Here is a 23,096-nt window from a genome sequence, read left to right as displayed (position 1 = left end):
AGTACTCCTGTGGTTCCCCTAATCAATAAAAAAGGGAGCGAATAGGCTCCCTTTATAACATGCTTTATAACGAAAAAGCGAAAACTGTTATTTCACTTGTTTCGCTGAGCAATTATTCTGCTGCAGGTGCAGCATTTTCTGCGCTGGCTTCTTCTGCTGGCTTCTCTACCGCTTCTTTCATGCTCAGACGAACACGACCCTGGCGGTCAATTTCCAACACTTTGACTTGTACTTCTTGGCCTTCAGCAAGGACATCTGATACTTTTTCAATACGCTTATCCGCGATTTGTGAAATATGTACTAGGCCATCTTTACCAGGTAGAATCGTCACAAAAGCACCAAAGTCAGCAAGACGAGCGACTTTACCCGTATAAATCTTACCGACTTCTACTTCAGCGGTAATTTGCATAATACGACGAATCGCTTCTTGTGCTTGCTCACCATCCGTTGCGGCAATTTTGATCGTACCGTCATCTTCGATTTCAATCGTTGTGCCCGTTTCTTCGGTCAACATACGAATCACCGCACCGCCTTTACCAATCACGTCTTTGATCTTTTCAGAGCTGATCTTCATGGTATGAATACGAGGCGCAAATTCTGAAATATCATCGCGAGCACCAGCAATCGCTTGATCCATAACCGAAAGAATGTGCAAACGAGCACCTTTCGCTTGGTTCAATGCAATCTGCATGATCTCTTTGGTGATACCTTCGATCTTAATATCCATTTGTAGTGCAGTCACACCGTTTGAAGTACCTGCTACTTTAAAGTCCATATCACCAAGATGGTCTTCATCACCCAAAATGTCAGACAGGACAACGAAGTTCTCGTCTTCTTTGACAAGTCCCATCGCGATACCAGCAACAGAAGCTTTAATCGGTACGCCAGCATCCATAAGAGCCAAAGATGAACCACATACTGAGGCCATTGATGATGAACCGTTTGATTCAGTGATCTCAGAAACAACACGTACTGTGTACGGGAATTCATCCGCAGAAGGCATTACTGCTGCAATACCGCGCTTAGCCAAACGACCATGACCTATTTCACGACGTTTCGGTGAACCAACAAAACCTGTCTCACCAACACAGTAAGGAGGGAAGTTGTAATGCAACATAAAGTAATCTTTACGCTCACCCGTTAACTCATCAATGATTTGAGCATCACGTTGAGTACCTAGTGTCGCCGTAACTAACGCTTGCGTTTCACCACGAGTAAACAAAGAACTACCGTGAGTACGTGGTAATACACCAGTACGGACATCCAAAGCACGGATCATGTCTTTTTCACGACCATCAATGCGTTTTTCACCAGCTATGATGCGTCCACGAACGACTTGCTTTTCAAGTGCGCCTAGCAGCTTCTTGATTTTCATCACATCTTGCGAATCATCTTCAGCAAGAATGGCCGCAATCACATCAGCTTTGATCGTTGCAACTTTTTCGTAACGCGCCATTTTTTCGATGATTTGATACGCTTCCGTTAGACGAGCTTCAGCTAACTGAGCAATGGTCTCTTTTAATGCCGTATTTTCTTGTGGTGCAACCCATTCCCAAGCTGGAGTGGCAACTTCAGCCGCGAACTCGTTAATAGCATTGATCACCACTTGTTGTTGATCGTGACCATAAACCACTGCCGCCAACATCTCTTCTTCGCTAAGAATGTCTGCTTCGGACTCGACCATCAATACCGCACCTTCGGTTCCTGACACAACAAGGTCAAGACGAGATTGATCCAACTCTTTCGGGCTTGGGTTAAGAACTAATTGACCATTGATATGACCAACACGAGCTGCACCAATTGGACCATTAAATGGCATACCAGAAATAGCGAGGGCTGCAGAGGTACCAATCATAGTAATGATGTCTGGCTGCACGTTCGGATTGACCGAAACCACGGTAGCAATCACTTGCACTTCATTTGTGAATGCATCTGGGAATAGAGGGCGAATTGGGCGGTCAATAAGACGAGCGATTAATGTTTCACTTTCTGAAGGGCGACCTTCACGTTTAAAGAAACCACCTGGGATTTTACCCGCAGCGTAAGTACGCTCTTGGTAGTTAACGGTAAGTGGGAAGAAATCTTGTCCTTCTACGGCATCTTTTTTACCAACCACAGAAACAAAAACGGCGGTATCATCCATCGTTGCCATTACAGCGGCTGTCGCTTGGCGAGCCATTACGCCGGTTTCTAACGTCACGGTATGATTACCGTATTGGAAAGTTTTCACTACTGGTTTTTCGAACATTAAGTTTTTCCTTTTCTAGGTAAGACCTAGATAAATTGAACAAGACTCAAAGCACTACCAATCGCGACTAGTAAAAAAAGACTCATGGGTCCTAATCTTTTTTTAATAGCCGCGACCTGCTGGTCGACTGGGGTGACTGTAATGCGATGAGAAATAACCGTGCCAACCATCAAAGTTGGACGGGGTGTAGTATAAACTACTTAGCTAGGGATATGCCAAATTTAGATAACAAAAAAGGGGCTAATGCCCCTTTTTTAAACAAACTGTACTATGCAGCCACTGATTAGCGACGTAGGCCTAGACGTTTGATAAGGTCTTGGTAGCGTCCTAGATCTTTACCTTTTAGGTAATCTAGAAGTTTACGACGACTTGAAACCATACGTAGCAGACCACGACGGCTGTGGTGATCGCCTTTGTGCGTTTTGAAGTGACCTTGTAGGTGGTTGATAGAAGCAGTTAGCAATGCTACTTGTACTTCTGGTGAACCAGTATCGCCTTCGGCACGTGCGTATTCAGCAACGATTGCTGCTTTAGTTTCTGCATTCAGAGACATCATTCTCTCCTAAAGAGTTAAGTTTATTATTGTGCCAGCCAATCTCTGATTCAGCCGACACGCGAGCGCGAATTATAGGGAATAACGAGCTGACACACAAGCGCAAACTCACTCAACCTGAATCGATTATTGCGGATAAACCACTAAACGTTTCGGCGCCACTTTGCCATCTTGATCAATCTGCCCGACTCCAAGAAAACGCCGTTGTGCTCCTTCGGTCATTCTAACCAGACCTTCAGTGGGAGCGCCGAAAACTTGTACCGCTTGTCCATGTTGAATCATATTTGCCAACTCAGAGATAACATTAACCTCAGGCAAATCTTGCACGGCGGTATCCATAGGCAGCAGTAGTTCATCCAGCCGCTGATACTTGTCGCTCTCTTCGCCCTGCGCTTGTTCAACCAAGGCATTCAATTGCTCTAAAGTCACCATGTTTTGATAGGGGTAATTCGCCACCCCAATACGACGCAACATAGTAACATGGGCACCACAACCGAGCATTTCACCCAAATCATCGACAATCGTTCGAATGTAAGTTCCTTTCGAGCAGTGAACCTCCATCTCTACTTCATCGCCTTCAAAACGATGTAAGGTGATTTCATAGACATTGATTTTTCGAGCTTCACGGGCAACTTCAATCCCTTGGCGTGCATACTCATAAAGTGGTTTACCTTGATGTTTTAATGCCGAAAACATCGAAGGAACTTGCCAAGTTTGCCCCTGAAAAGAAGCAATATGAGTCAGTAATGTTTCACGCTGTACGTTGACCGGACGAGTTTCCACGACTTGACCATCTGAATCTGAGGTATCGGTGCGCTGACCTAATTTAGCAATCACGCGATAACGCTTATCTGAATCGAGTAAAAACTGAGAAAACTTGGTCGCCTCCCCCAAACAAATTGGTAACATCCCTGTCGCTAATGGATCAAGCGCACCAGTATGTCCTGCTTTTTCAGCAAAATAGAGGCGTTTCACTTTCTGTAATATATCGTTCGATGAGATACCAGTGGTTTTATCGAGTAGTAAGACGCCGTTAATCGCACGGCCTTTACGACGTCGTGCCATTACTCTTCGTCCTCTCGACCTGCATCTTGTTGACGACGTTTATCTTGATTGACCACTTCAGTCACTAAGTTAGACATCCGCATCCCTTCCACTAACGTGTTGTCATAATGGAAGCGAATTTCTGGTGTTAAACGTAAACGAATTCGCTTACCAAGCATCATACGAATATGTACTTCATGTTCACGCAGCGCCTTGAGACAAGACTCTGGCGTTTGTTCACCGATGCAAAGGAAGGTCACAAATACTTTCGCATACGCTAGGTCTCTTGATACTTCCACATCGGATATGGTGACCATTCCTAAACGTGAATCACGAACTTCACGTTGTAAAATCATCGCTAATTCTTTTTGTAATTGCTGAGCCACTCGCTGAGTACGGCTAAATTCTTTTGGCATATTTTTTCTCACTAATAGAAAGAATGGGGGGATGGTTTCCCAGCCCCCCATGGTGTATTCAACAACCTAACATTACCGTAAATGCAATTTTAGTTGCTAGTCGATGGTACGCTGGATCTCAACGGTTTCAAAGACTTCGATCTGGTCACCCACACGTACGTCGTTGTAGTTTTTAACGCCGATACCACATTCGTAACCATTCTTAACTTCAGACACATCATCTTTGAAACGACGTAGTGACTCAAGTTCGCCTTCGTAAATAACAACGTTATCACGTAGAACGCGAATTGGACTATTACGCTTAATGGTGCCTTCCGTTACCATACAACCCGCAATTGCACCCAGTTTAGGTGATTTAAAGACATCACGTACTTGGGCAAGACCAATGATCTCTTGCTTAAATTCAGGTGCAAGCATACCGCTCATGGCTTGCTTCACTTCGTCGATCAATTGGTAAATGATCGAGTAGTAACGTAGATCGATATTTTCATCTTCAATCGTACGACGAGCAGAAGCATCCGCACGGACGTTAAAGCCAACGACGATAGCGTTCGACGCTGCTGCTAATACAGCATCAGTCTCCGTGATACCACCAACACCAGAACCAACAATGTTCACTTTAACTTCATCGGTTGATAGTTTTTTCAGTGATTCGGCGATCGCTTCTACAGAACCTTGTACGTCAGCTTTCAGTACCACGTTCAACTCAGCGACATCACCAGCCGTCATATTCGAGAACATATTCTCAAGTTTAGACTTCTGTTGACGAGCCAGTTTAACATCACGGAATTTACCTTGACGATAGTTGGCCACTTCACGAGCCTTACGCTCATCACGAACCACTGTAGCTTCATCACCCGCAGAAGGAACGCCTGATAAACCAAGGATCTCAACTGGAATAGAAGGGCCAGCATGTTCAATTTCGTTACCCACTTCATCACGCATCGCACGTACACGGCCATATTCCTGACCACATAAAACGATGTCACCTTTATTCAAGGTACCCGACTGAACCAAGACGGTGGCAACTGGACCACGGCCTTTATCTAGACGAGATTCAATCACGACGCCTGACGCCATACCTTCTTTCACTGCTTTCAACTCAAGGACTTCTGCTTGCAGAAGAATCGCTTCGAGTAAGCCATCAATATTGGTACCTTGTTTAGCTGAGATATGGACGAACATGTTTTCGCCGCCCCACTCTTCAGGCATGATATCGTACTGAGCCAGCTCATTTTTTACGTTATCTGGATTAGCCGCTTCTTTATCGATTTTGTTGACCGCAACGATAAGAGGAACACCCGCTGCTTTCGCATGCTGGATCGCTTCTACGGTTTGTGGCATAACACCATCATCTGCAGCAACAACCAACACAACGATATCCGTCGCTTTAGCACCACGAGCACGCATTGAAGTAAACGCAGCGTGTCCCGGAGTATCAAGGAAGGTAATCATACCGTTAGGGGTTTCTACGTGGTAAGCACCAATGTGCTGGGTGATACCACCCGCTTCTGCATCGGCCACGTGAGTACGACGAATGTAGTCAAGCGTTGACGTTTTACCATGGTCAACGTGACCCATAATCGTTACCACAGGAGCGCGTGAAACGAGTTCAAACTTGTTATCACGATCAGAAAGAATCGCTTCTTCTAGCTCATTTTCTTTACGTAAAATAACTTTATGCCCCATCTCTTCTGCCACTAATTGAGCCGTTTCTTGGTCAATTACTTGGTTGATGGTAGCCATAGCGCCCATTTTCATCATCACTTTGATGACTTCAGTGGCTTTTACCGACATCTTATTGGCCAGCTCTGAAATCACGATGGTTTCACCAATCACAACGTCTGATTTAGCAACAACCGCGCTCTTATCGAAGCCATGTTGCATTGATGTCGGTTTATTAATACGACCTTTACGTCCCGCTTTACCGCCACGAGTACGTGAACCACGCTCTTGTTTATCATCACGCGAGGATAATTTCGTCTTCTTCAGTTTGGCTGCACGACGAGCGCCTTCTTCACGACGGTCTGCTTCATCTTCCGCCTCACGTGCATGAGTTGAGGTGGTTAGATGGTAATCGGTATCTTCTTGCATATTGCCTTTTTTCTCTTCTTCAGCAGACCAGCGATCTTTATTTTTTTCGGCCAATTCACGTGCAATCTCTAGTTGACGCTTACTTTCCTCTTCAATTTTACGCTGAGCCTCTTCTTCTTGGCGGCGTTTTAATTGTTCGGCCTCTTTTCGTGCTGCTTCTTGCTTTGATTTATCTTGTGCAGAACGCTCACGTTTTGCTTGATTGACTTCAACCGGTACATCACGTTGAGCTTCTTCGGCTTCACGCTTCGCCTTCTCTTCGGCTTCACGCTTCGCTTTCTCTTGCGCTTCACGTGCAGCCTTTTCTTCAGCCTCACGTTTCAATGCAGCTTCCGCTTCACGTTTGGCTTTTTCTTCTGCTTCACGTTGCGCTGCTTCTTCAGCTTCACGTTTAGCATCATCCTCAATTACACTGCGCTTAACATACGTCCGTTTTTTGCGCACTTCAACCTGAACATTCTTACTTTTACCACCACCGGCATTCACACTCAATGTGCTGCGGGTTTTACGCTGGAGGGTTAAACGAGTCGGCTCAGAACCTTCACCATGTTCTTTACGCAAATGAGTAAGAAGTTTTTGTTTCTCTTCTTCACTTACATTATCTGAACCCGCTTTTTCCATACCTGCATCAGCAAGCTGTTCTAATAAGCGGTCAACTGGCGTACCAATTTCTTCACTCAGTGCTTTAACTGTAAGTTGTGTCATGCCGCTTCCTCCCCTGCTGAAACTATGCGTCTTCGCCAAACCAACAAATATTGCGAGCCGCCATAATTAGTTCGCCCGCACGCTCTCCGGTTAGGCCTTCAATACCTTCAAGATCGTCGATGCCTTGGTCAGCGAGATCTTCCAGAGTAGCTACTCCTTTCGCTGCCAATTTGAATGCCATATCACGCTCTAAGCCAGCTAAACCAAGCAGATCTTCTGCTGGCTCAAGTCCTTCAAATGACTCTTCTTGCGTTAGGGCAATTGTCGTTAATGCGTCCTTAGCACGAGCGCGTATTTCTTCAATGATCTCTTCATTCAGACCATCAATTTCAAGCAACTCGCTCACTGGGACATAAGCTATCTCTTCTAATGTAGAGAAACCTTCTTCTACTAACATCTCGGCAAAATCTTGCTCAATATCGAGGTACTTCATAAATTTCTCGATAGAGGCTGTTGATTCTTCTTGATGCTTTTTCTGTAAATCTGCAACCGTCATCACGTTGAGCTCCCAACCAGTAAGTTGAGAAGCTAAGCGGACGTTTTGACCATTGCGACCAATCGCTTGAGCTAAATTATCAGCTTCAACCGCAATATCCATTGAGTGGGCGTCTTCATCAACAATGATCGAAGCCACATCAGCAGGAGCCATCGCATTGATAACGAACTGAGCAGGGTTATCATCCCACAGCACGATATCGATACGCTCACCACCTAGTTCACTAGAAACCGCTTGTACACGCGCGCCGCGCATACCAACGCAAGCACCGACAGGGTCGATACGCTTATCATTGCTTTTCACCGCAATTTTAGCGCGCGAGCCAGGATCACGGGCAGCACCTTTTAGCTCGATCATCTCTTCGCCAATTTCTGGAACTTCAACGCGGAAGAGTTCAGCAAGCATTTCCGGTTTAGAGCGCGTAATAAACAGTTGGAAACCACGAGCTTCGGGAGCCACTTTGAAAAGCAAGCCACGCACTCGGTCACCTGAACGGAAGTTTTCACGTGGTAATTGATCTTCACGTAAAATCACCGCTTCAGCGTTGTTGCCCAAATCAACAATCACGCTATCACGATTCACTTTTTTGACGACACCAGTAACAAGCTCACCTTCGTTATCAATAAATTGTTCAACGATTTGAGCGCGCTCTGCTTCACGTACTTTCTGTACAATCACTTGCTTAGCGGTTTGAGTGGTAATACGATCAAAGGTTACTGACTCAATTTGGTCTTCAATGTAATCACCCAACTGAACCGTTTCATCATCATAATTTGCCGCATCAAACGAGATTTCTTTGGTTGGATGCTCAACATTTTCAACCACTAACCAACGACGGAAAGTTTCAAACTCACCGGTTTTACGATCAATGGCCACACGAACCTCAATTTCCATTTCGTGTTTTTTCTTGGTCGAAGTCGCCAAAGCTGTCTCTAACGCTTCAAAAATACGTTCACGAGGTACTGCTTTCTCATTAGAAACCGCCTCAACGACCGCTAAAATTTCTTTACTCATTGTTATAGCCTCTTAAGCTCTATTCTCTAGGAGAACTAAAATTTAGGGATCAGGTTAGCTTTGGCAATATTACTCAGGGCGAAATATTCTTCTTGCCCGTCGGTAATAACAGTGACTGTCTCGCCTTCAACCGCATGGATAATACCTTTCCACTTACGGCGATTAGCAACAGCCATTTTCAAGACAATGCTGACCTCGTGACCTATAAACTGCTCGTAATGTGCTGCTTTAAAGAGTGGTCTTTCCAAACCTGGGGAGGACACTTCTAGGTTGTAAGCAACAGTAATTGGGTCTTCAACATCCAGTACCGCACTGACTTGGTGACTCACTTCAGCACAAGCATCAACCGTGATACCATTCTCATGATCAATATAAATACGCAGTGTTGAATGTTCACCAGCACGTACAAATTCTAATCCAACTAACTCATAACCTGCAGCTGCAACTGGTGCTTCAAGCATTTCAGTAAGTTGTCTCTCTAAACCAGTCATTTAAACCACTCCAGAAACAAAAAAAGGGCATAGAGCCCAATTTAAATTCCAAGCAAGCACCTGAAATTTTCATGATGAAATTCAGATAACAAAAAACCCCGAAAGTCGGGGTTTTTTGTTGCTGGACCCTGATAAATTGAGAAATCATTCTCAACTGCAGTGAGGTTAACACTGCCAAACTTGCACCAATTTACCAGACAGGTAAATGGTTGCGGGGGCCGGATTTGAACCGACGACCTTCGGGTTATGAGCCCGACGAGCTACCAAGCTGCTCCACCCCGCGTCCGACTTGTAGGCAATTATACTCGCTACAAGGTGATTTACAAGTTTGTAAATAATGGTGCCGAGAGAGGGACTCGAACCCTCACACCATAGGCGCTAGCACCTCATGCTAGTGTGTCTACCAATTTCACCATCTCGGCATAACCTGACTTATCTTAGGATAAGCTTAGCGAGGAATCTCGTCGCCTTTAGGGGCTGGAATATCACTCACTGAATTATCAGCTTGCTCGACCACATGACCTTGTAACGGGTCAACCCATTGTGATTCGGTTTTGTGTGTAGACATGTTGCCTAACACCAAGCTAATAACAAAAAATGCGGTTGCAAAAATTGCAGTCATTCGGGTTAAAAAGTTACCTGAGCCACCAGCACCAAACACTGTGTTTGAAGCGCCAGCACCGAATGAGGCTCCCATATCTGCGCCTTTACCTTGTTGAATCAACACTAGGCCAATAATACCAACCGCTGCCAACAGGTAAATCACAAGTAGAACTGTAAACATTGCTTCCACCTATGTTCCAAATTGTTGAGCCAGCGCCGTTCAATCATGCGACTTAAACAAGGCTAGCGACCTCCTCATCGAGGGCGGACGCAATACTAACGAATGCCCGTTTCGCTGACAAGCGGTATTTAACAAAAAAGTCTTTTTTATCAATCAAACGGTCAAAAAAGGCTCAACAATCGATATTAATAACTCTATTTTCTCTATTCATTAACATTTATCACAATTAGAAATAGAGAAATACGTAAAAAACTTAGCAACTGGCTTTAACTGCGGCGGCAATATCTAATGCTGAAGTTTGCACTAACTGAGCATCTTCACCTTCAACCATCACTCGAATAAGAGGTTCAGTACCCGACGCACGTAACAATACCCGCCCTTTATCACCGAGCTTAGCCTCAACCTGTTTTACCGCGCTTAGTACCGCTGGTGACTCAAGTGGTTTAGTTTGCCCACTAAAGCGAACATTTTCTAGCACTTGCGGATAGAGTGTCATACCTTGCGATAATTCATGTAAAGACAAATCACTATCAATCACAGAGGCCAAGACTTGTAAAGCCGCGACAATCGCATCTCCAGTCGTAACTTTATCAAGCAAAATAACATGCCCTGAATTTTCAGCACCAATTTTCCACCCTTTTTCGAGCAGCTTTTCCATTACATAACGATCACCGACGGCTGCGCGGACAAATGGAATACCTAACTGTTTCAAGCCATTTTCCATGCCTAAATTCGTCATCAGTGTACCAACCACCCCACCTTTCAATTCACCTCGGCGCAAAGCATCTCGAGCGATGATATAAGCAATCTGATCACCATCGATTTTATGACCTAAATGGTCCACCATGATGATTCGGTCACCATCACCATCAAAAGCCAGTCCCAAATCAGCCTGCTCAGCAACCACTTTTTGTTGCAATGCACGAACATCGGTCGCCCCAACTTGATCGTTAATATTTAAACCATTTGGCTCAGTACCGATCGAAATCACTTCTGCCCCCAGTTCTTTAAAAACATTAGGCGCGATATGATAAGTCGCGCCATGGGCACAATCGACGACGATTTTTAAACCAGCGAGACTTAAAGCAGAAGGAAAGGTACTTTTACAAAATTCGATATAACGACCAGCAGCATCAACCAAACGAGTCGCTTTCCCCAACTCTGCAGACTCAACGCATTCAATGGGTTTATCCAATTCGGCTTCGATAGCCAGTTCCAATTCATCAGGTAATTTCGTACCAGCGGAAGAGAAAAATTTTATGCCATTGTCATAATAAGGGTTGTGCGACGCAGAAATCACAATCCCCGCTTCGGCGCGAAAAGTTTGGGTAAGATAAGCAACAGCAGGGGTCGGCATTGGCCCTGTGAAAATCGCTTTTAGCCCAGCAGCAGCCAGCCCGGCTTCTAATGCTGACTCTAGCATGTAACCTGAAATTCGCGTGTCTTTACCGATAATCACTTTTTTGGTGCCTTGCTGAGCCAAAACACGCCCTGCAGCCCAACCCAGTTTTAAAACAAAATCAGGCGTGATTGGATATTCACCAACTCGGCCTCGAATGCCATCAGTGCCAAAATAACGTCTAGTATTAGACATAATGATTCCTTAATGTTTATGGCGGTGCATCATTTGTATGATCGCCAATGCTTCTATAGTTTGTTCAACATCATGTACACGAAGAATGTGCGCACCTTTTAAAGCCGCTAATGTTGCGCTCGTTACGCTTGCCACCATGCATTGTGCTGGTTCTTTATTTAGTGGCTTAAACAACATTGACTTACGAGACATTCCTGCTAGTAAAGGCAAACCAAAATGATGAAATACCTCTAAATTCGCGAGCAGATGATAATTGTGTTCAAACGATTTACCAAAACCAAAACCAGGGTCCAGAATAATATTCTGCCGCTGGATCCCCGCTTTCTCGCATGCGGCGATACGTTCGGCTAAAAATCCATCCACCTCTTTTAGAATATCATCATACTCAGGAGCGATTTGCATCGTTCTTGGCTGGCCTTTCATATGCATAATACACACTGGCACTTGAGCATCGGCGGCAGCTTGCAAAGCCCCCGGCTCTTGTAACGCTCGTACATCATTAATTAAGTCAGCGCCTGCCTGTACCGCCTGACGCATAACCTCAGGTTTACTAGTATCAATCGATATCCAAATATCAGGATAATACTGGCGAATGGCCTGAATCACGGGAATGACTCGCTCAAGCTCTTCGCTAAGCGATACCTCTGGCGCACCGGGACGAGTCGACTCACCACCAATATCAATGATATTAACTCCGGCATCAATCATCTGCTTTGCTCGATAAAACGCACGCTGCACAGTAGTGTATTGGCCACCATCAGAAAAAGAATCCGGAGTCGTATTTAGTATTCCCATCACTTGAGGCTGGTCAAGCTTCAGCTGTTTAGATGTGGTTTGAATTTTCATAAGCCTCTGAATATAGAATGGATTAATAAAGAATACGTTACCTCCATCCCTTGCTAACCTCAAGAATTATACCAAGCAATAAATAATTTATTGCTTACGTTATCAAACCTAAAACACCTTCACCAACAAACAAAAAACCCCGAAAGAATCGGGGTTTCATCATAAAATAGAGATTAATCTTTATCTTTGTGCTCTGAAGCCGGTGGAACATCCGCATCAACTGGTGCAGAGTTGCTTGGCTCCGGTTCAACATTGTCTTGAGTCGCTCTAGCGGCCTGATCGGCCCAACCAGCAGGTTCACGAATCTCCGATTTACGAGCCATCAAATCATCAATCTGTCCTGCATCGATGGTTTCATATTTCATCAGCGCATCTTTCATCGCGTGCATAATATCCATGTTGTTCTCTAGGATTTCACGAGCACGGTCATAGTTACGATCAATGATTTTACGAACTTCATCATCTATCAGTTTGGCCGTATCTTCAGAAACGTGCTTAGTTTGCGTCACACTACGACCTAAGAACACTTCACCTTCATCTTCTGCATACAAAAGAGGGCCGAGTTTCTCTGAAAAACCCCATTGAGTAACCATCTTACGAGCAATTGCAGTCGCTCGTTCAATGTCATTCGAAGCCCCAGTGGAAACATTATCAGCACCATAAATCAGCTCTTCAGCAAGACGACCGCCATAAAGGCTGGATATCATCGACTCAAGATGCTGTTTAGACATACTGACACGATCTTGTTCTGGCAAGTACATTGTCACACCCAACGCTCTACCGCGAGGGATGATAGAGACCTTATACACCGGATCATGTTCAGGCACCAAACGTCCGACAATTGCATGGCCGGCCTCATGATAAGCTGTTGACGCTTTCGTCTCTTCCGACATTACCATTGAACGGCGCTCTGCACCCATCATGATTTTGTCTTTAGCCAGTTCAAACTCAACCATAGACACATTACGTTTATTACCACGAGCGGCAAACAACGCAGCTTCATTGACTAAGTTGGCTAAATCAGCGCCTGAGAAACCAGGGGTACCACGAGCAATCAATGACGGTTCAACATCATTCGCTAATGGAACTTTACGCATATGAACTTTAAGAATCTGTTCACGGCCACGAACATCAGGTAAACCAACGACAACTTGGCGGTCGAAACGGCCAGGACGCAATAATGCTGGGTCCAATACATCAGGACGGTTAGTTGCGGCAATGACGATAACCCCTTCATTACCTTCAAAACCGTCCATCTCAACCAGCATTTGGTTTAAGGTTTGTTCACGTTCATCGTGACCACCGCCGACACCAGCACCACGCTGACGACCGACCGCATCAATTTCATCGATAAAAATGATACAAGGCGACGCTTTTTTGGCTTGCTCAAACATGTCACGCACGCGCGATGCGCCGACACCGACAAACATTTCAACGAAATCAGAACCAGAGATAGTGAAAAAGGGTACCTTTGCTTCACCAGCAATCGCTTTAGCAAGCAAAGTTTTACCCGTCCCTGGAGGACCTACCATCAATACGCCTGTTGGGATTTTACCGCCCAACTTCTGGAATCGGCTTGGATCACGAAGATAATCGACCAGCTCTTTAACATCTTCTTTGGCTTCATCACAGCCAGCAACGTCAGTAAAGTTCGTTTTAATCTGCTCTTCGCTCATCATCCGCGCTTTACTTTTACCGAAGGACATGGCGCCTTTACCGCCACCGCCTTGCATTTGACGCATGAAGAAAATCCATACCCCAATTAGCAGTATCATTGGGAACCAAGAGATAAAGATAGTTCCAAGCAAACTTTGCTCTTCTGGCGGCGTTCCTTGTACTCTTACGTTTTGATTAATCAGATCATCAAGCAGCTTTTGATCATATACTGGCATGTAAGTAACGAAACGATTGTTACTACCACGGCGAGTAAAAGTAATTTCGCTGTTCTTGAATTGAGCTTCCTGAATTTGGCCTTGACCAACTTCATGTACGAATGTGGTGTAGTCCACTGTTCTTCCGCTGCTGTCACCAGGGCCAAAGCTCTGGAAAACCGACATCAGCACAACGGCGATAACCAGCCACAGTATTAGATTTTTTGCCATGTCACTCAAGGTGCAAGCCTCGCGATAACTAGTTGTAATTAAAGGTAGGGTACTACAGTTTGTAGGCTGTAGCTATAGTGTTAACTCTTACCGATAAGGGCAAATAGTTAACCTTTGTAACCAGTGGCAACAACATAAACCTCTCGAGAGCGAGCTCTTGAAGAATCTGGTTTACGAATTTTGACCGCCTTGAACATACTACGTACCTCTTGGACATAATGATCAAAACCTTCGCCCTGGAACACTTTGACCACAAAACTACCATTAGGAATAAGAACTTGTCGACACATATCTAATGCTAATTCGACCAGATACATCGCTCTTGGTTGATCCACTGAATTATTTCCGGCCATATTAGGGGCCATATCAGACATCACCACATCAACCATATCTGGTTGAATACGTTCGATTAATGCTGCAAGTACGCTCTCTTCTCGAAAATCACCTTGTAAAAAAGAGACACCAGCAATCGAATCCATCGGCAAAATGTCACAAGCAATGACCTGTCCTGTATCACCAACAATACTAGCCGCATATTGTGACCATCCACCGGGTGCAGCCCCTAAATCAACGACGGTCATACCAGTACGCAGTAACTTATCCTTACTTTGGATCTCTTTTAGCTTAAAAATCGCACGTGAACGATAACCTTTCTTTTTTGCTTCATGAACATAGATGTCATCAAAATGCTCTTTCAACCAACGAGAAGAACTCGCGGAATGTTTCTGTTTACTCATTCGATACCTAACTAAGGTGATTCTATTCGAGAAAGTCTTGTAGAAAATATAGTCTTCCTGAGTAGATGGCGCTAAAATGGTGGTTTTCAACCCTAATATTAATAAATTTGGTCGCGTAATGAATCTAAGCAACAAACAAAAGCAGCACCTGAAAGGATTGGCTCACCACTTAAACCCAGTAGTATTAATGGGTGCCAATGGCCTCACTGAAGCTGTTTTGGCAGAAATCGAAATTGCGCTTAACTATCATGAACTCATTAAAGTCAAGGTAGTATCAGAAGACCGTGAAACGAAACTATTGATTGTTGACGCGATCGTTCGTGAAACGGGTGCAGAAAAGGTCCAAGTAATCGGTAAAACTTTGGTCCTTTACCGCCCATCTGAGCAGCGTAAAATCGAATTACCTCGCAAATAAATTGCTCCGTTCGCTAAGTATGCGAACCTCGCTACTTAAGCTTATAAAAAGGTCGCTGTAGGCGACCTTTTTATTATTGTCTCTCGGAAACACTGGAGACAAACCAAGACAGTGATCTCAACGGTTAATGTCAAAAGTGTCTCAGCTCGATTTACAGATAATCAACTTTATCTATTTCAAAAACTTTATCGCCGCCAGGAGTCGAGATAGTGACTTCATCACCTTCCATTTTACCAATTAGCCCACGAGCAATCGGCGAACTGACTGAAATCCGTCCAGCTTTGATTTCCGCCTCATCATCACCAACGATTTGATAACGCTTCTCTTCATCAGTATCGACATCAATCAAGCTCACTGTCGCACCAAAAATCACTTTTCCTGTGTTTTCTATCTTTGCTATATCAATCACTTGAGCTACCGATAACTTATATTCGATATCGCGGATCTGAGCTTCACAGATCCCTTGCTCTTCTCGAGCGGCATGATATTCGGCATTCTCTTTTAAATCACCTAATTCACGAGCTTCAGCGATCGCTTGAGTGATTTTGGGACGTAGTTTAAGCAGTCGCTCAAGTTCATCGCGCAGCAACTTTTCGCCACGCACTGTCATTGGAACTTTTTCCATATTATTACCTCTATGCCAAAATTATCTTTGGACAATACAAAACTACCCAACCCGATAAGGGGGTCAGGTAGTCATTTTTGAATGCATGATTCTCAGTGTAAACAAACATGGCGACGAAATCATCCAAATTCAATCATTGCGATCAGAAATTGAGATTGAGCACGATAAGGTAAATTTAATGTGATCCACCCCACACACTCACCTGTCGAAAAAACATTCAAAATAACTAAAAAAATCTAAATAACCCACTTAAAATCGACGGTCAGAGCAGCTTAAAAAAACCAACAAAACTAATATAAATCAGTATCTTGATATTTTTTACATCACAATAAAACACTGTTCATAACTGAAATTTATATCATTTTACTAACGGATAATGGAACTTTGCAGTTACAAAGGTAGACACGAATAGGTCGAATGTTCCACCTGAGAGTCACTTCTTTAGAGGTTACACGAGTGGGAACATTGGTTGTTCGTTGCACATATCAATGATTTGAACCATCGCTTTCAAACTTTGTTATGTCGCCGATAACAATTTATGGACAGTAAATTAGGACTTAATAAAATGAACAAAACTCTGATTGCTCTAGCAGTTTCAGCTGCTGCAATGACCGCTGGTGTTAATGCTGGTGAAATTTACAACCAAGATGGAACTTCGCTTGCTCTAGGTGGCCGCGCTGAAGCACGTCTATCTCTAAAAGATGGTAAAGCAGAAGATGCTTCACGTGTACGTATTAATGTATTAGGTAAAACTCAAATCAATGACAGCCTGTATGGTCTTGGTTTCTACGAAGGTGAATTTACTACTGCTGATAATGGCGATATCGATTCAGATAGTAATAACCTAACTAACCGTTATGCTTTTGCTGGTATCGGTGGTGATTTTGGTCTAGTGACTTACGGTAAAAATGACGGCGCACTAGGTGTGATCACTGACTTTACCGATATCATGTCTTACCACGGTAACAAAGCGGCTTACAAACTGACCGTTGCTGACCGTGCTGACAACATGCTGACTTACGCAGGTCAATTTGATGATCTTGCAGTAAAAGCCAGCTACCGTTTTGCTGACCGTGTAGAAGACAAAAACGCAGATAAATTTGCTGATAATAACCAAGACGGTTACTCACTATCTGCTATCTACACATTTGCTGACACTGGCTTTGCCGTTGGTGCTGGTTACGCCGATCAAGACAAAGCTGATCAGTGGATGCTAGCGGCCTCTTATGCAATCAACGATTTGTACTTTGCTGGTACTTATGTTGATGGTCAAGATAAGAGTGGTGCAGATAAAGAAGACTTTACTGGTTATGAACTAGCCGCTAAATACACGATGCAACAAACTGTATTTACGACTTCTTACAACTACTTAAAATCTAAAGAAGCAGGCGTTAAAGAAGACTTAGCTGACAGCATTGCTATCGATGCAACTTACTTCTTCAAACCTAACTTCCGCTCATACATCTCATACAACTTCAACCTACTAGATTCAGATAAAGTAGGTAAAATGAAAGCTGAAGATGAGCTAGCTCTCGGTCTACGTTACGACTTCTAAGTCGTCTTAATTACGCATCATCATGCTTAATTAATACTCCAAACGCCTGCACACTAGCAGGCGTTTTATTCTCTGGTTATACTTGCCTTCCTGTTTGATTGATTGTCGATCGTTTATGCATTATCTATGGCGCTACCTTTCTTCTATTTTTATATTGCTTTACCTGTTTATCGTGCCCCATGTTTGGGCCGATTTTGAGCAAGCAAAAGCACAACTGCCAACAGGAACCCGCAGCGGTTTAGTCAGCCAATTACTCAATGAACAACAAACCGTTAATCAATACACCGATGGGTATTTCCCGCCTGCCAGCACCTTAAAAATCATTACCGCTTTGGCGAGCCAACTCGAACTCGGTGAACAATTTCGTTTTACCACCGAGTTACGTGCTGATAACCATCAGCTGGCCTTGATTTTTTCTGGTGATCCGACTTTGACTACTGCCAACTTACGTCAATTATTCAGTCAGTATCGTTCTAAACACGGTCGCAAGATTAGCGGAGATATCTGGCTCGACATCAGTCAATTCAGTGGTTATCAACGAGCAGTGGGCTGGCCTTGGGATAGTCTTGGCGTGTGTTATAGCGCTCCAGTCGGCGCGATTAATCTTGATGGCAACTGTATTCAAGCGTCGATTTATACTCAAGATAACGGTTCTACTCGAGTTTATGTCCCTCCTCATTACCCAGTTCATGTTAGTAGTGAGGCTAAAACGGTCTCTCAAGCTCTACAGCAAAGCTTACATTGTGATTTAGAGTTAATCGCCACACCTAACAATCATTATCAACTATCAGGCTGTTTAGCGGAACGTGAGCAACCACTACCGCTTCGCTTTGCTGTACAAAATCCTGAACTTTATGCTCAACGCGTCATTCATCAACTACTACGGCAACTTGGCATCCATTTAGAAGGCGAGATAAAAATCGGTCAGCCCCCAGAAATACAGACTATGGCGAGTATTGCAATACATCGCTCAGTAGCGTTGCCTGAACTGCTCAAAATCATGCTGCAAGACTCGGACAACTTGATTGCTGACTCGCTTACCAAAACCTTAGGCCGGCACTTTTTCTTGCAGCCCGGAAGCTTTGCTAATGGTACAGAAGCCATGAAACAAATTATTTTTGCCAACACCGGAATTGACTTGCAAGATGCTCAGTTAGTCGATGGATCAGGGTTATCACGTAATAACCGCTTACGCTTAGAGTCGATGCGTCAAATCCTTGCCTATTTGGCTGCTCACGATCAGCAATTATCGTTATTGAGTTTGCTGCCAACGGCCGGAGAGAATGGAACTTTACTCTATCGTCGTAGTATGCGTCATAGTAGCGTGCGAGGTCAGCTTATCGCCAAAAGTGGCTCGTTATACGGTACGCATAACATGGCGGGTTTTGTCGTCGATGAGCAAGGTAAACCACTGAGTCTATTTATTCAGTACGTAACAGATTATTTCCCATCCACCGCCAATGCTCACTTACCGATAGAACCACCCATTACCCAATTTGAGCTGCGTTTTTATCAAGATGTGATCAACATGGCTCACGGCCAATAAACAAAAAGCGCCTAACGGCGCTTTTTGTTTATTGGGGATAACTCATGCTTTGACAATTTAACAGCATCAAAGCTTATCACTACTCATGACTCAATAGTTACTCGTGCGAACTTACGTTTACCAACTTGATAGACATAAGTTCCAACCGTTGGAGTGAACTTAGCATCATCAATTTTTTCACCATCTTGCTTAGCCGCGCCTTGTTTTACCATGCGCATCGCATCCGAAGTTGAGCCAACCAAGCCAGCATCTTTAAGTAAATTAGCAATCGCAATCCCTTGAGCAAAGGTAAACTCTGGCATTTCATCAGGTAGAGCACCTTTTTGAAAACGATTAATGAATTCTTGTTCTGCCGCATCAGCATCGGCTTGTGAATGGAAACGAGCGATGATCTCTTTAGCCAGTAGAATTTTAACGTCTCTTGGGTTAGCACCGTTGGCTACATCAGCTTTAAATTGCTCGACTTCCGCTAACGGACGGAAAGACAACAATTCATAATAACTCCACATCAAATCGTCAGAGATTGACATGATCTTACCAAACATTTCGCTTGGCGCTTCGCTTACCCCAATATAGTTGTGCGCGGACTTAGACATTTTCTTTTCGCCATCTAAGCCAACTAATAATGGCATCATCAATACCACTTGAGGTTTCTGACCATGAGATTTTTGCAGCTCTCGTCCCATCAGTAAATTAAACTTTTGATCTGTGCCCCCCAATTCAACATCGGTTTCCATCGCAACGGAGTCATAACCTTGCAGTAAAGGGTACATAAACTCATGAATGGCAATCGGTTGACCACCTGCATAGCGCTTTTTAAAATCATCCCGCTCTAACATTCGCGCGACGGTCTGATTGGCAGCAAGTCGGATCATTCCTTCAGCGCCCAGCTCAGACAACCATTCAGAGTTAAACTGAATTTTCGTTTTTGTCGGATCAAGTATCTTAAACACTTGCTGCTTATAAGTCTCCGCGTTACGTAGAACATCTTCACGCGTCAAAGGGGGACGAGTGGTATTTTTACCCGTTGGGTCACCGACCATTCCCGTAAAATCACCAATCAAGAAAGTAACATCATGGCCTAAATCTTGGAAAGTGCGCAGCTTGTTTAAGATCACCGTATGACCTAAATGAATATCTGGTGCCGTTGGATCAGCTCCAAGCTTAATCCGCAGAGGACGACCTTCTTTCAGTTTTGCGATTAATTCCTCTTCTGGGATTAACTCCTCAACACCACGCTTAATCTCAGCTAACGCCGCTTCAATACTCGCCATTCTTGTTCACTCCCACAGATTTGGCAAAAATTTAATAGTTTGACATCTTACTTGAATAGCGATGCCTTTTGAAACCAGTTAGACTAACCAAATAACGATTTTATTCACGAATGATTGAACGAACACGAGTATGCTAGCGATTTTTGCTCGTCTTCCCTGGGTGCATCGGGCATGTATTGCCTTTTTTAGTGCGGTGATTGTTGTCGCGTTATTTTTCCTCCCGGATCAGGAAGCATTAAGAAACCACCCAGAACGACTACAAATTGGTCGTCATTATCCTTTGACTATTGACCGGGAAGCACTAGCGCCAGGCAGTACGGTATTGCCTTCTGCTTTACTGCGCTGGGAAACGCATAAAGTGAATTCGGGAGAAAGTGCAGCACTTCTTTTTCAACGTATTGGTCTCTCCGCTCGTTTACTCCATGAACTGACGTCCAGTGATCAACAAATCAACCAACAATTGAGTCGCTTACGCCCCGGTGATGAGTTGCAATTTGGGTTTGATGACAATAACCAATTAATTCAACTTAAACGACGTATTACCCCCTATGAAACCTTTGATATCACTCGTACCGACGCTGGTTTTTCTGCTCGGTTTGATAAAAAAGAGGTTTTTTATCAATACAATTACGCTCAAGCTGAAATCACCTCAAACTTTTGGAATGCGGCAAGAGGAGCAGGCTTAACGGCTAACCAGATTATGGAATTAGCGGGCATTTTTGGTTGGGATATCGATTTTGCGTTAGATATTCGCTCAGGAGATCACTTTCGCTTACTGTTTGAAGAGAAAATAGTCGAAGGTGAAGTAGTGGGACGAGGGCGAATCATCGCCACTCAATTTACTAACCAAGGCACAACCTTTACAGCAATTTTGGACGATCATACTGGACAATATTACGATGAAACTGGCCGAGCGATGAAAAAAGCGTTTCTACGGGCACCTCTTGATTTTCGGCGCGTATCATCAAACTTCAACCCTCGCCGCCTTCATCCAGTGACAGGCCAGCTAAGGGCGCATCGAGGTACAGACTACGTTGCGCCTGTAGGCACCCCAATTTGGGCCGCGGGTGACGGAGTAGTTGAACGCTCTAGCTATAACCAATTTAACGGTAATTATGTCTTTATTCGCCACAGTAATACCTATTTAACTAAATACCTTCACCTAACTCGACGTACGGTCAAAACTGGAGAGCGGGTTCGCCAAGGTCAAGTGATTGGTACATTAGGTGGAACCGGACGAGTCACGGGCCCCCATTTACACTACGAGTTTCTGGTTAATGGCGTTCATAAAGATCCACGCACAGTCGATCTTCCTCAATCAAAATCCTTGACCGGACAAGCAAAAGCGACATTTTTAGCTAATGCTAAAATTCGCCTTGATACCTTATCGCGTTATGGGCAATTACTCTACGCAACCCCTTAACCTCACAAAAAAGCCCTTATGATATCAGTAAGGGCTTTTTAATCTGGGTAGTTCTCTAACACAAATAGATTTTAAACGCTAAATGACGCCCCACAACCACAGGTCGTAGTCGCATTAGGATTATTAATAAAAAAGCGCGAGCCTTCTAATCCATCACTATAATCCACTACGCCACCGATCAAATACTGTAAGCTCATGGGATCAACGACTAAAGTCACACCACTGTTTTCGATAGTAGTATCGCCATCATTCACATTTTCATCGAAGGTAAAACCGTATTGAAAACCACTGCATCCCCCACCGGTAATATAAACTCGCAATTTCAACTGGGGATTTTCTTCTTCTTCAATTAACGTGCGTACTCGTGTGGCAGCGGCATCAGAAAACGTTAAAGGGACATTAACTTCACTCACGACGACCTCTCTCATTGGTGTCAATACTCATTGCCTATTGATGAGCATGTTTATTTTTCTAATCGTACGATTATCTAATACCTGACTGTTTCGTTCAAGTATTAGCCGGATAATCTCATCGTAGCTACTATTCCAATCCCACCGAATCGTAAATATTATTGCGCGTGAAACCATCAGTCCCCCTCGGCGAGAAAAGTATGCCATCGAATGGCAATACTACCATTTTGCGCTTAGTCAGCGGATAAATGTTATAAATGATTTCGTCTCATCACTGAGCAGCGTACAATGCTCAACGTAATGAATCCTAGGGTAGATTGGCCTTGTTAAGTGAACGCTGATTCGAACTTGAGCTAAAAGACGAACCTCGTGACTCAACGATAAGTCGTTTTGTTTCCATCAACATAGCCAAGCAGATTGAGCCACGCTCGTACTAGCACACCGCTGTAGCTTACCGTAAGTGTATCAGCAGGGTTTCATCGTGATAAGGAGATTACGCTTTATTATCTCCGCCAAGAACCCATATCGCCAGCGATGATAGTGGCTTTATCCCTAGGGTCTGTTTATCTTTCGAGCTGATTTTTGCAGCAGTTTGTGGCTTCTTTATACAAGGCAGAGGCTTTGAAATGTAGTTATTCTACCTGAGAAGCCGATAACGCAGTAGAAAGGAGCCACAAACGCTGCCCGAAGGGTTCGGCTAAAAGTGTTTTACTCTTTGTTGAGA

General features: G+C 44.1%; 19 protein-coding genes and 2 tRNA genes. 4 read left to right on the top strand and 17 right to left on the bottom strand.

Features of this window, described 5'->3' with window-relative positions; translation table 11 throughout:
- Positions 1-112: 112 nt before the first annotated feature.
- The 14 genes from pnp to rlmE form a co-directional block, all read right to left on the bottom strand.
- Positions 113-2,248 carry a polyribonucleotide nucleotidyltransferase gene (gene pnp / locus AACS00_RS14895; RefSeq protein ID WP_110167858.1) on the bottom strand — a complete coding sequence of 712 codons (2,136 nt, stop codon included), beginning with the start codon at positions 2,246-2,248 and terminating at the stop codon, positions 113-115.
- 283 nt (positions 2,249-2,531) lie between these two features.
- The gene (gene rpsO / locus AACS00_RS14890; RefSeq protein WP_004394154.1) at positions 2,532-2,801 is read right to left on the bottom strand and encodes a 30S ribosomal protein S15; all 270 of its coding nucleotides are present in this window, start codon (positions 2,799-2,801) and stop codon (positions 2,532-2,534) included.
- A 126-nt stretch (positions 2,802-2,927) separates the two neighbouring features.
- Positions 2,928-3,866, bottom strand: a complete 939-nt coding sequence (gene truB / locus AACS00_RS14885) for a tRNA pseudouridine(55) synthase TruB (RefSeq protein WP_072671364.1) — start codon at positions 3,864-3,866, stop codon at positions 2,928-2,930.
- On the bottom strand, positions 3,866-4,261 hold the full coding sequence (gene rbfA / locus AACS00_RS14880; protein ID WP_072671365.1) for a 30S ribosome-binding factor RbfA: 396 nt from the start codon (positions 4,259-4,261) through the stop codon (positions 3,866-3,868). The genes truB and rbfA overlap by 1 nt, the downstream gene beginning before the upstream one ends.
- Before the next feature lie 96 nt (positions 4,262-4,357).
- Positions 4,358-7,060 (bottom strand): translation initiation factor IF-2, encoded by a 2,703-nt coding sequence (gene infB, locus AACS00_RS14875; protein WP_110167857.1) that lies wholly within the window; start codon positions 7,058-7,060, stop codon positions 4,358-4,360.
- Between the two features lie 22 nt (positions 7,061-7,082).
- Entirely contained in the window at positions 7,083-8,570 is a 1,488-nt protein-coding gene (gene nusA / locus AACS00_RS14870) for a transcription termination factor NusA (RefSeq protein ID WP_072671367.1), read from the bottom strand.
- Positions 8,571-8,605: 35 nt separating this feature from the next.
- Positions 8,606-9,061: a ribosome maturation factor RimP gene (gene rimP, locus AACS00_RS14865; RefSeq protein ID WP_072671368.1), complete on the bottom strand. Its 456-nt coding sequence runs from the start codon at positions 9,059-9,061 to the stop codon at positions 8,606-8,608.
- Between the two features lie 206 nt (positions 9,062-9,267).
- Positions 9,268-9,344: transfer RNA gene (locus AACS00_RS14860), tRNA-Met, on the bottom strand.
- A 55-nt stretch (positions 9,345-9,399) separates the two neighbouring features.
- Positions 9,400-9,483: transfer RNA gene (locus AACS00_RS14855), tRNA-Leu, on the bottom strand.
- A 26-nt stretch (positions 9,484-9,509) separates the two neighbouring features.
- Entirely contained in the window at positions 9,510-9,845 is a 336-nt protein-coding gene (secG, locus tag AACS00_RS14850; protein ID WP_072671369.1) for a preprotein translocase subunit SecG, read from the bottom strand.
- A gap of 253 nt (positions 9,846-10,098) precedes the next feature.
- The gene (gene glmM / locus AACS00_RS14845; protein WP_072671370.1) at positions 10,099-11,439 is read right to left on the bottom strand and encodes a phosphoglucosamine mutase; all 1,341 of its coding nucleotides are present in this window, start codon (positions 11,437-11,439) and stop codon (positions 10,099-10,101) included.
- A 9-nt stretch (positions 11,440-11,448) separates the two neighbouring features.
- Positions 11,449-12,285, bottom strand: coding sequence for a dihydropteroate synthase (gene folP, locus AACS00_RS14840; protein WP_110167856.1), 837 nt, complete (start codon positions 12,283-12,285; stop codon positions 11,449-11,451).
- A 173-nt stretch (positions 12,286-12,458) separates the two neighbouring features.
- The gene (gene ftsH / locus AACS00_RS14835) at positions 12,459-14,396 is read right to left on the bottom strand and encodes an ATP-dependent zinc metalloprotease FtsH (protein WP_072671372.1); all 1,938 of its coding nucleotides are present in this window, start codon (positions 14,394-14,396) and stop codon (positions 12,459-12,461) included.
- A 98-nt stretch (positions 14,397-14,494) separates the two neighbouring features.
- Positions 14,495-15,124, bottom strand: a complete 630-nt coding sequence (gene rlmE / locus AACS00_RS14830) for a 23S rRNA (uridine(2552)-2'-O)-methyltransferase RlmE (RefSeq protein ID WP_004394171.1) — start codon at positions 15,122-15,124, stop codon at positions 14,495-14,497.
- A 118-nt stretch (positions 15,125-15,242) separates the two neighbouring features.
- Here rlmE and yhbY point away from each other — a divergent pair, with 118 nt between their 5' ends.
- Positions 15,243-15,539 carry a ribosome assembly RNA-binding protein YhbY gene (gene yhbY / locus AACS00_RS14825; protein ID WP_040903858.1) on the top strand — a complete coding sequence of 99 codons (297 nt, stop codon included), beginning with the start codon at positions 15,243-15,245 and terminating at the stop codon, positions 15,537-15,539.
- A gap of 151 nt (positions 15,540-15,690) precedes the next feature.
- Here yhbY and greA read toward each other — a convergent pair whose 3' ends face one another.
- Positions 15,691-16,164, bottom strand: coding sequence for a transcription elongation factor GreA (greA, locus tag AACS00_RS14820; RefSeq protein WP_072671373.1), 474 nt, complete (start codon positions 16,162-16,164; stop codon positions 15,691-15,693).
- 565 nt (positions 16,165-16,729) lie between these two features.
- Here greA and AACS00_RS14815 point away from each other — a divergent pair.
- Entirely contained in the window at positions 16,730-17,719 is a 990-nt protein-coding gene (locus AACS00_RS14815) for a porin (protein ID WP_110167855.1), read from the top strand.
- A gap of 115 nt (positions 17,720-17,834) precedes the next feature.
- Positions 17,835-19,265, top strand: a complete 1,431-nt coding sequence (dacB, locus tag AACS00_RS14810; protein ID WP_110167854.1) for a serine-type D-Ala-D-Ala carboxypeptidase — start codon at positions 17,835-17,837, stop codon at positions 19,263-19,265.
- 83 nt (positions 19,266-19,348) lie between these two features.
- Here dacB and tyrS read toward each other — a convergent pair whose 3' ends face one another.
- The gene (gene tyrS, locus AACS00_RS14805) at positions 19,349-20,539 is read right to left on the bottom strand and encodes a tyrosine--tRNA ligase (protein ID WP_072671376.1); all 1,191 of its coding nucleotides are present in this window, start codon (positions 20,537-20,539) and stop codon (positions 19,349-19,351) included.
- A 130-nt stretch (positions 20,540-20,669) separates the two neighbouring features.
- Between tyrS and AACS00_RS14800 the strand changes: the two genes are divergently transcribed.
- A complete protein-coding gene (locus AACS00_RS14800; protein ID WP_072671377.1) occupies positions 20,670-21,962 on the top strand; it encodes a peptidoglycan DD-metalloendopeptidase family protein in 1,293 nt (430 codons plus the stop codon).
- A gap of 71 nt (positions 21,963-22,033) precedes the next feature.
- Here AACS00_RS14800 and erpA read toward each other — a convergent pair whose 3' ends face one another.
- Positions 22,034-22,375, bottom strand: a complete 342-nt coding sequence (gene erpA / locus AACS00_RS14795; RefSeq protein WP_072671495.1) for an iron-sulfur cluster insertion protein ErpA — start codon at positions 22,373-22,375, stop codon at positions 22,034-22,036.
- Positions 22,376-23,096: the final 721 nt, after the last annotated feature.

This window comes from Vibrio sp. 11986-1-5 (assembly GCF_963878025.1).
GTDB classification, from domain to species: Bacteria; Pseudomonadota; Gammaproteobacteria; order Enterobacterales; family Vibrionaceae; genus Vibrio; species Vibrio injensis.
Note: the sequence above shows the minus strand (reverse complement) of the source record. Positions and strands in the feature narration are given on the sequence as shown.

Bases quoted from the DNA above. Each gene is read 5' to 3' on its own strand.
- pnp (WP_110167858.1), bottom strand. From the start codon at position 2,248: ATGTTCGAAAAACCAGTAGTGAAAACTTTCCAATACGGTAATCATACC.
- truB (WP_072671364.1), bottom strand. From the start codon at position 3,866: ATGGCACGACGTCGTAAAGGCCGTGCGATTAACGGCGTCTTACTACTC.
- AACS00_RS14815 (WP_110167855.1), top strand. From the start codon at position 16,730: ATGAACAAAACTCTGATTGCTCTAGCAGTTTCAGCTGCTGCAATGACC.
- folP (WP_110167856.1), bottom strand. From the start codon at position 12,285: ATGAAAATTCAAACCACATCTAAACAGCTGAAGCTTGACCAGCCTCAA.
- rpsO (WP_004394154.1), bottom strand. From the start codon at position 2,801: ATGTCTCTGAATGCAGAAACTAAAGCAGCAATCGTTGCTGAATACGCA.
- glmM (WP_072671370.1), bottom strand. From the start codon at position 11,439: ATGTCTAATACTAGACGTTATTTTGGCACTGATGGCATTCGAGGCCGA.
- dacB (WP_110167854.1), top strand. From the start codon at position 17,835: ATGCATTATCTATGGCGCTACCTTTCTTCTATTTTTATATTGCTTTAC.
- rbfA (WP_072671365.1), bottom strand. From the start codon at position 4,261: ATGCCAAAAGAATTTAGCCGTACTCAGCGAGTGGCTCAGCAATTACAA.
- nusA (WP_072671367.1), bottom strand. From the start codon at position 8,570: ATGAGTAAAGAAATTTTAGCGGTCGTTGAGGCGGTTTCTAATGAGAAA.
- AACS00_RS14800 (WP_072671377.1), top strand. From the start codon at position 20,670: ATGCTAGCGATTTTTGCTCGTCTTCCCTGGGTGCATCGGGCATGTATT.
- rimP (WP_072671368.1), bottom strand. From the start codon at position 9,061: ATGACTGGTTTAGAGAGACAACTTACTGAAATGCTTGAAGCACCAGTT.
- tyrS (WP_072671376.1), bottom strand. From the start codon at position 20,539: ATGGCGAGTATTGAAGCGGCGTTAGCTGAGATTAAGCGTGGTGTTGAG.
- rlmE (WP_004394171.1), bottom strand. From the start codon at position 15,124: ATGAGTAAACAGAAACATTCCGCGAGTTCTTCTCGTTGGTTGAAAGAG.
- greA (WP_072671373.1), bottom strand. From the start codon at position 16,164: ATGGAAAAAGTTCCAATGACAGTGCGTGGCGAAAAGTTGCTGCGCGAT.
- yhbY (WP_040903858.1), top strand. From the start codon at position 15,243: ATGAATCTAAGCAACAAACAAAAGCAGCACCTGAAAGGATTGGCTCAC.
- secG (WP_072671369.1), bottom strand. From the start codon at position 9,845: ATGTTTACAGTTCTACTTGTGATTTACCTGTTGGCAGCGGTTGGTATT.
- infB (WP_110167857.1), bottom strand. From the start codon at position 7,060: ATGACACAACTTACAGTTAAAGCACTGAGTGAAGAAATTGGTACGCCA.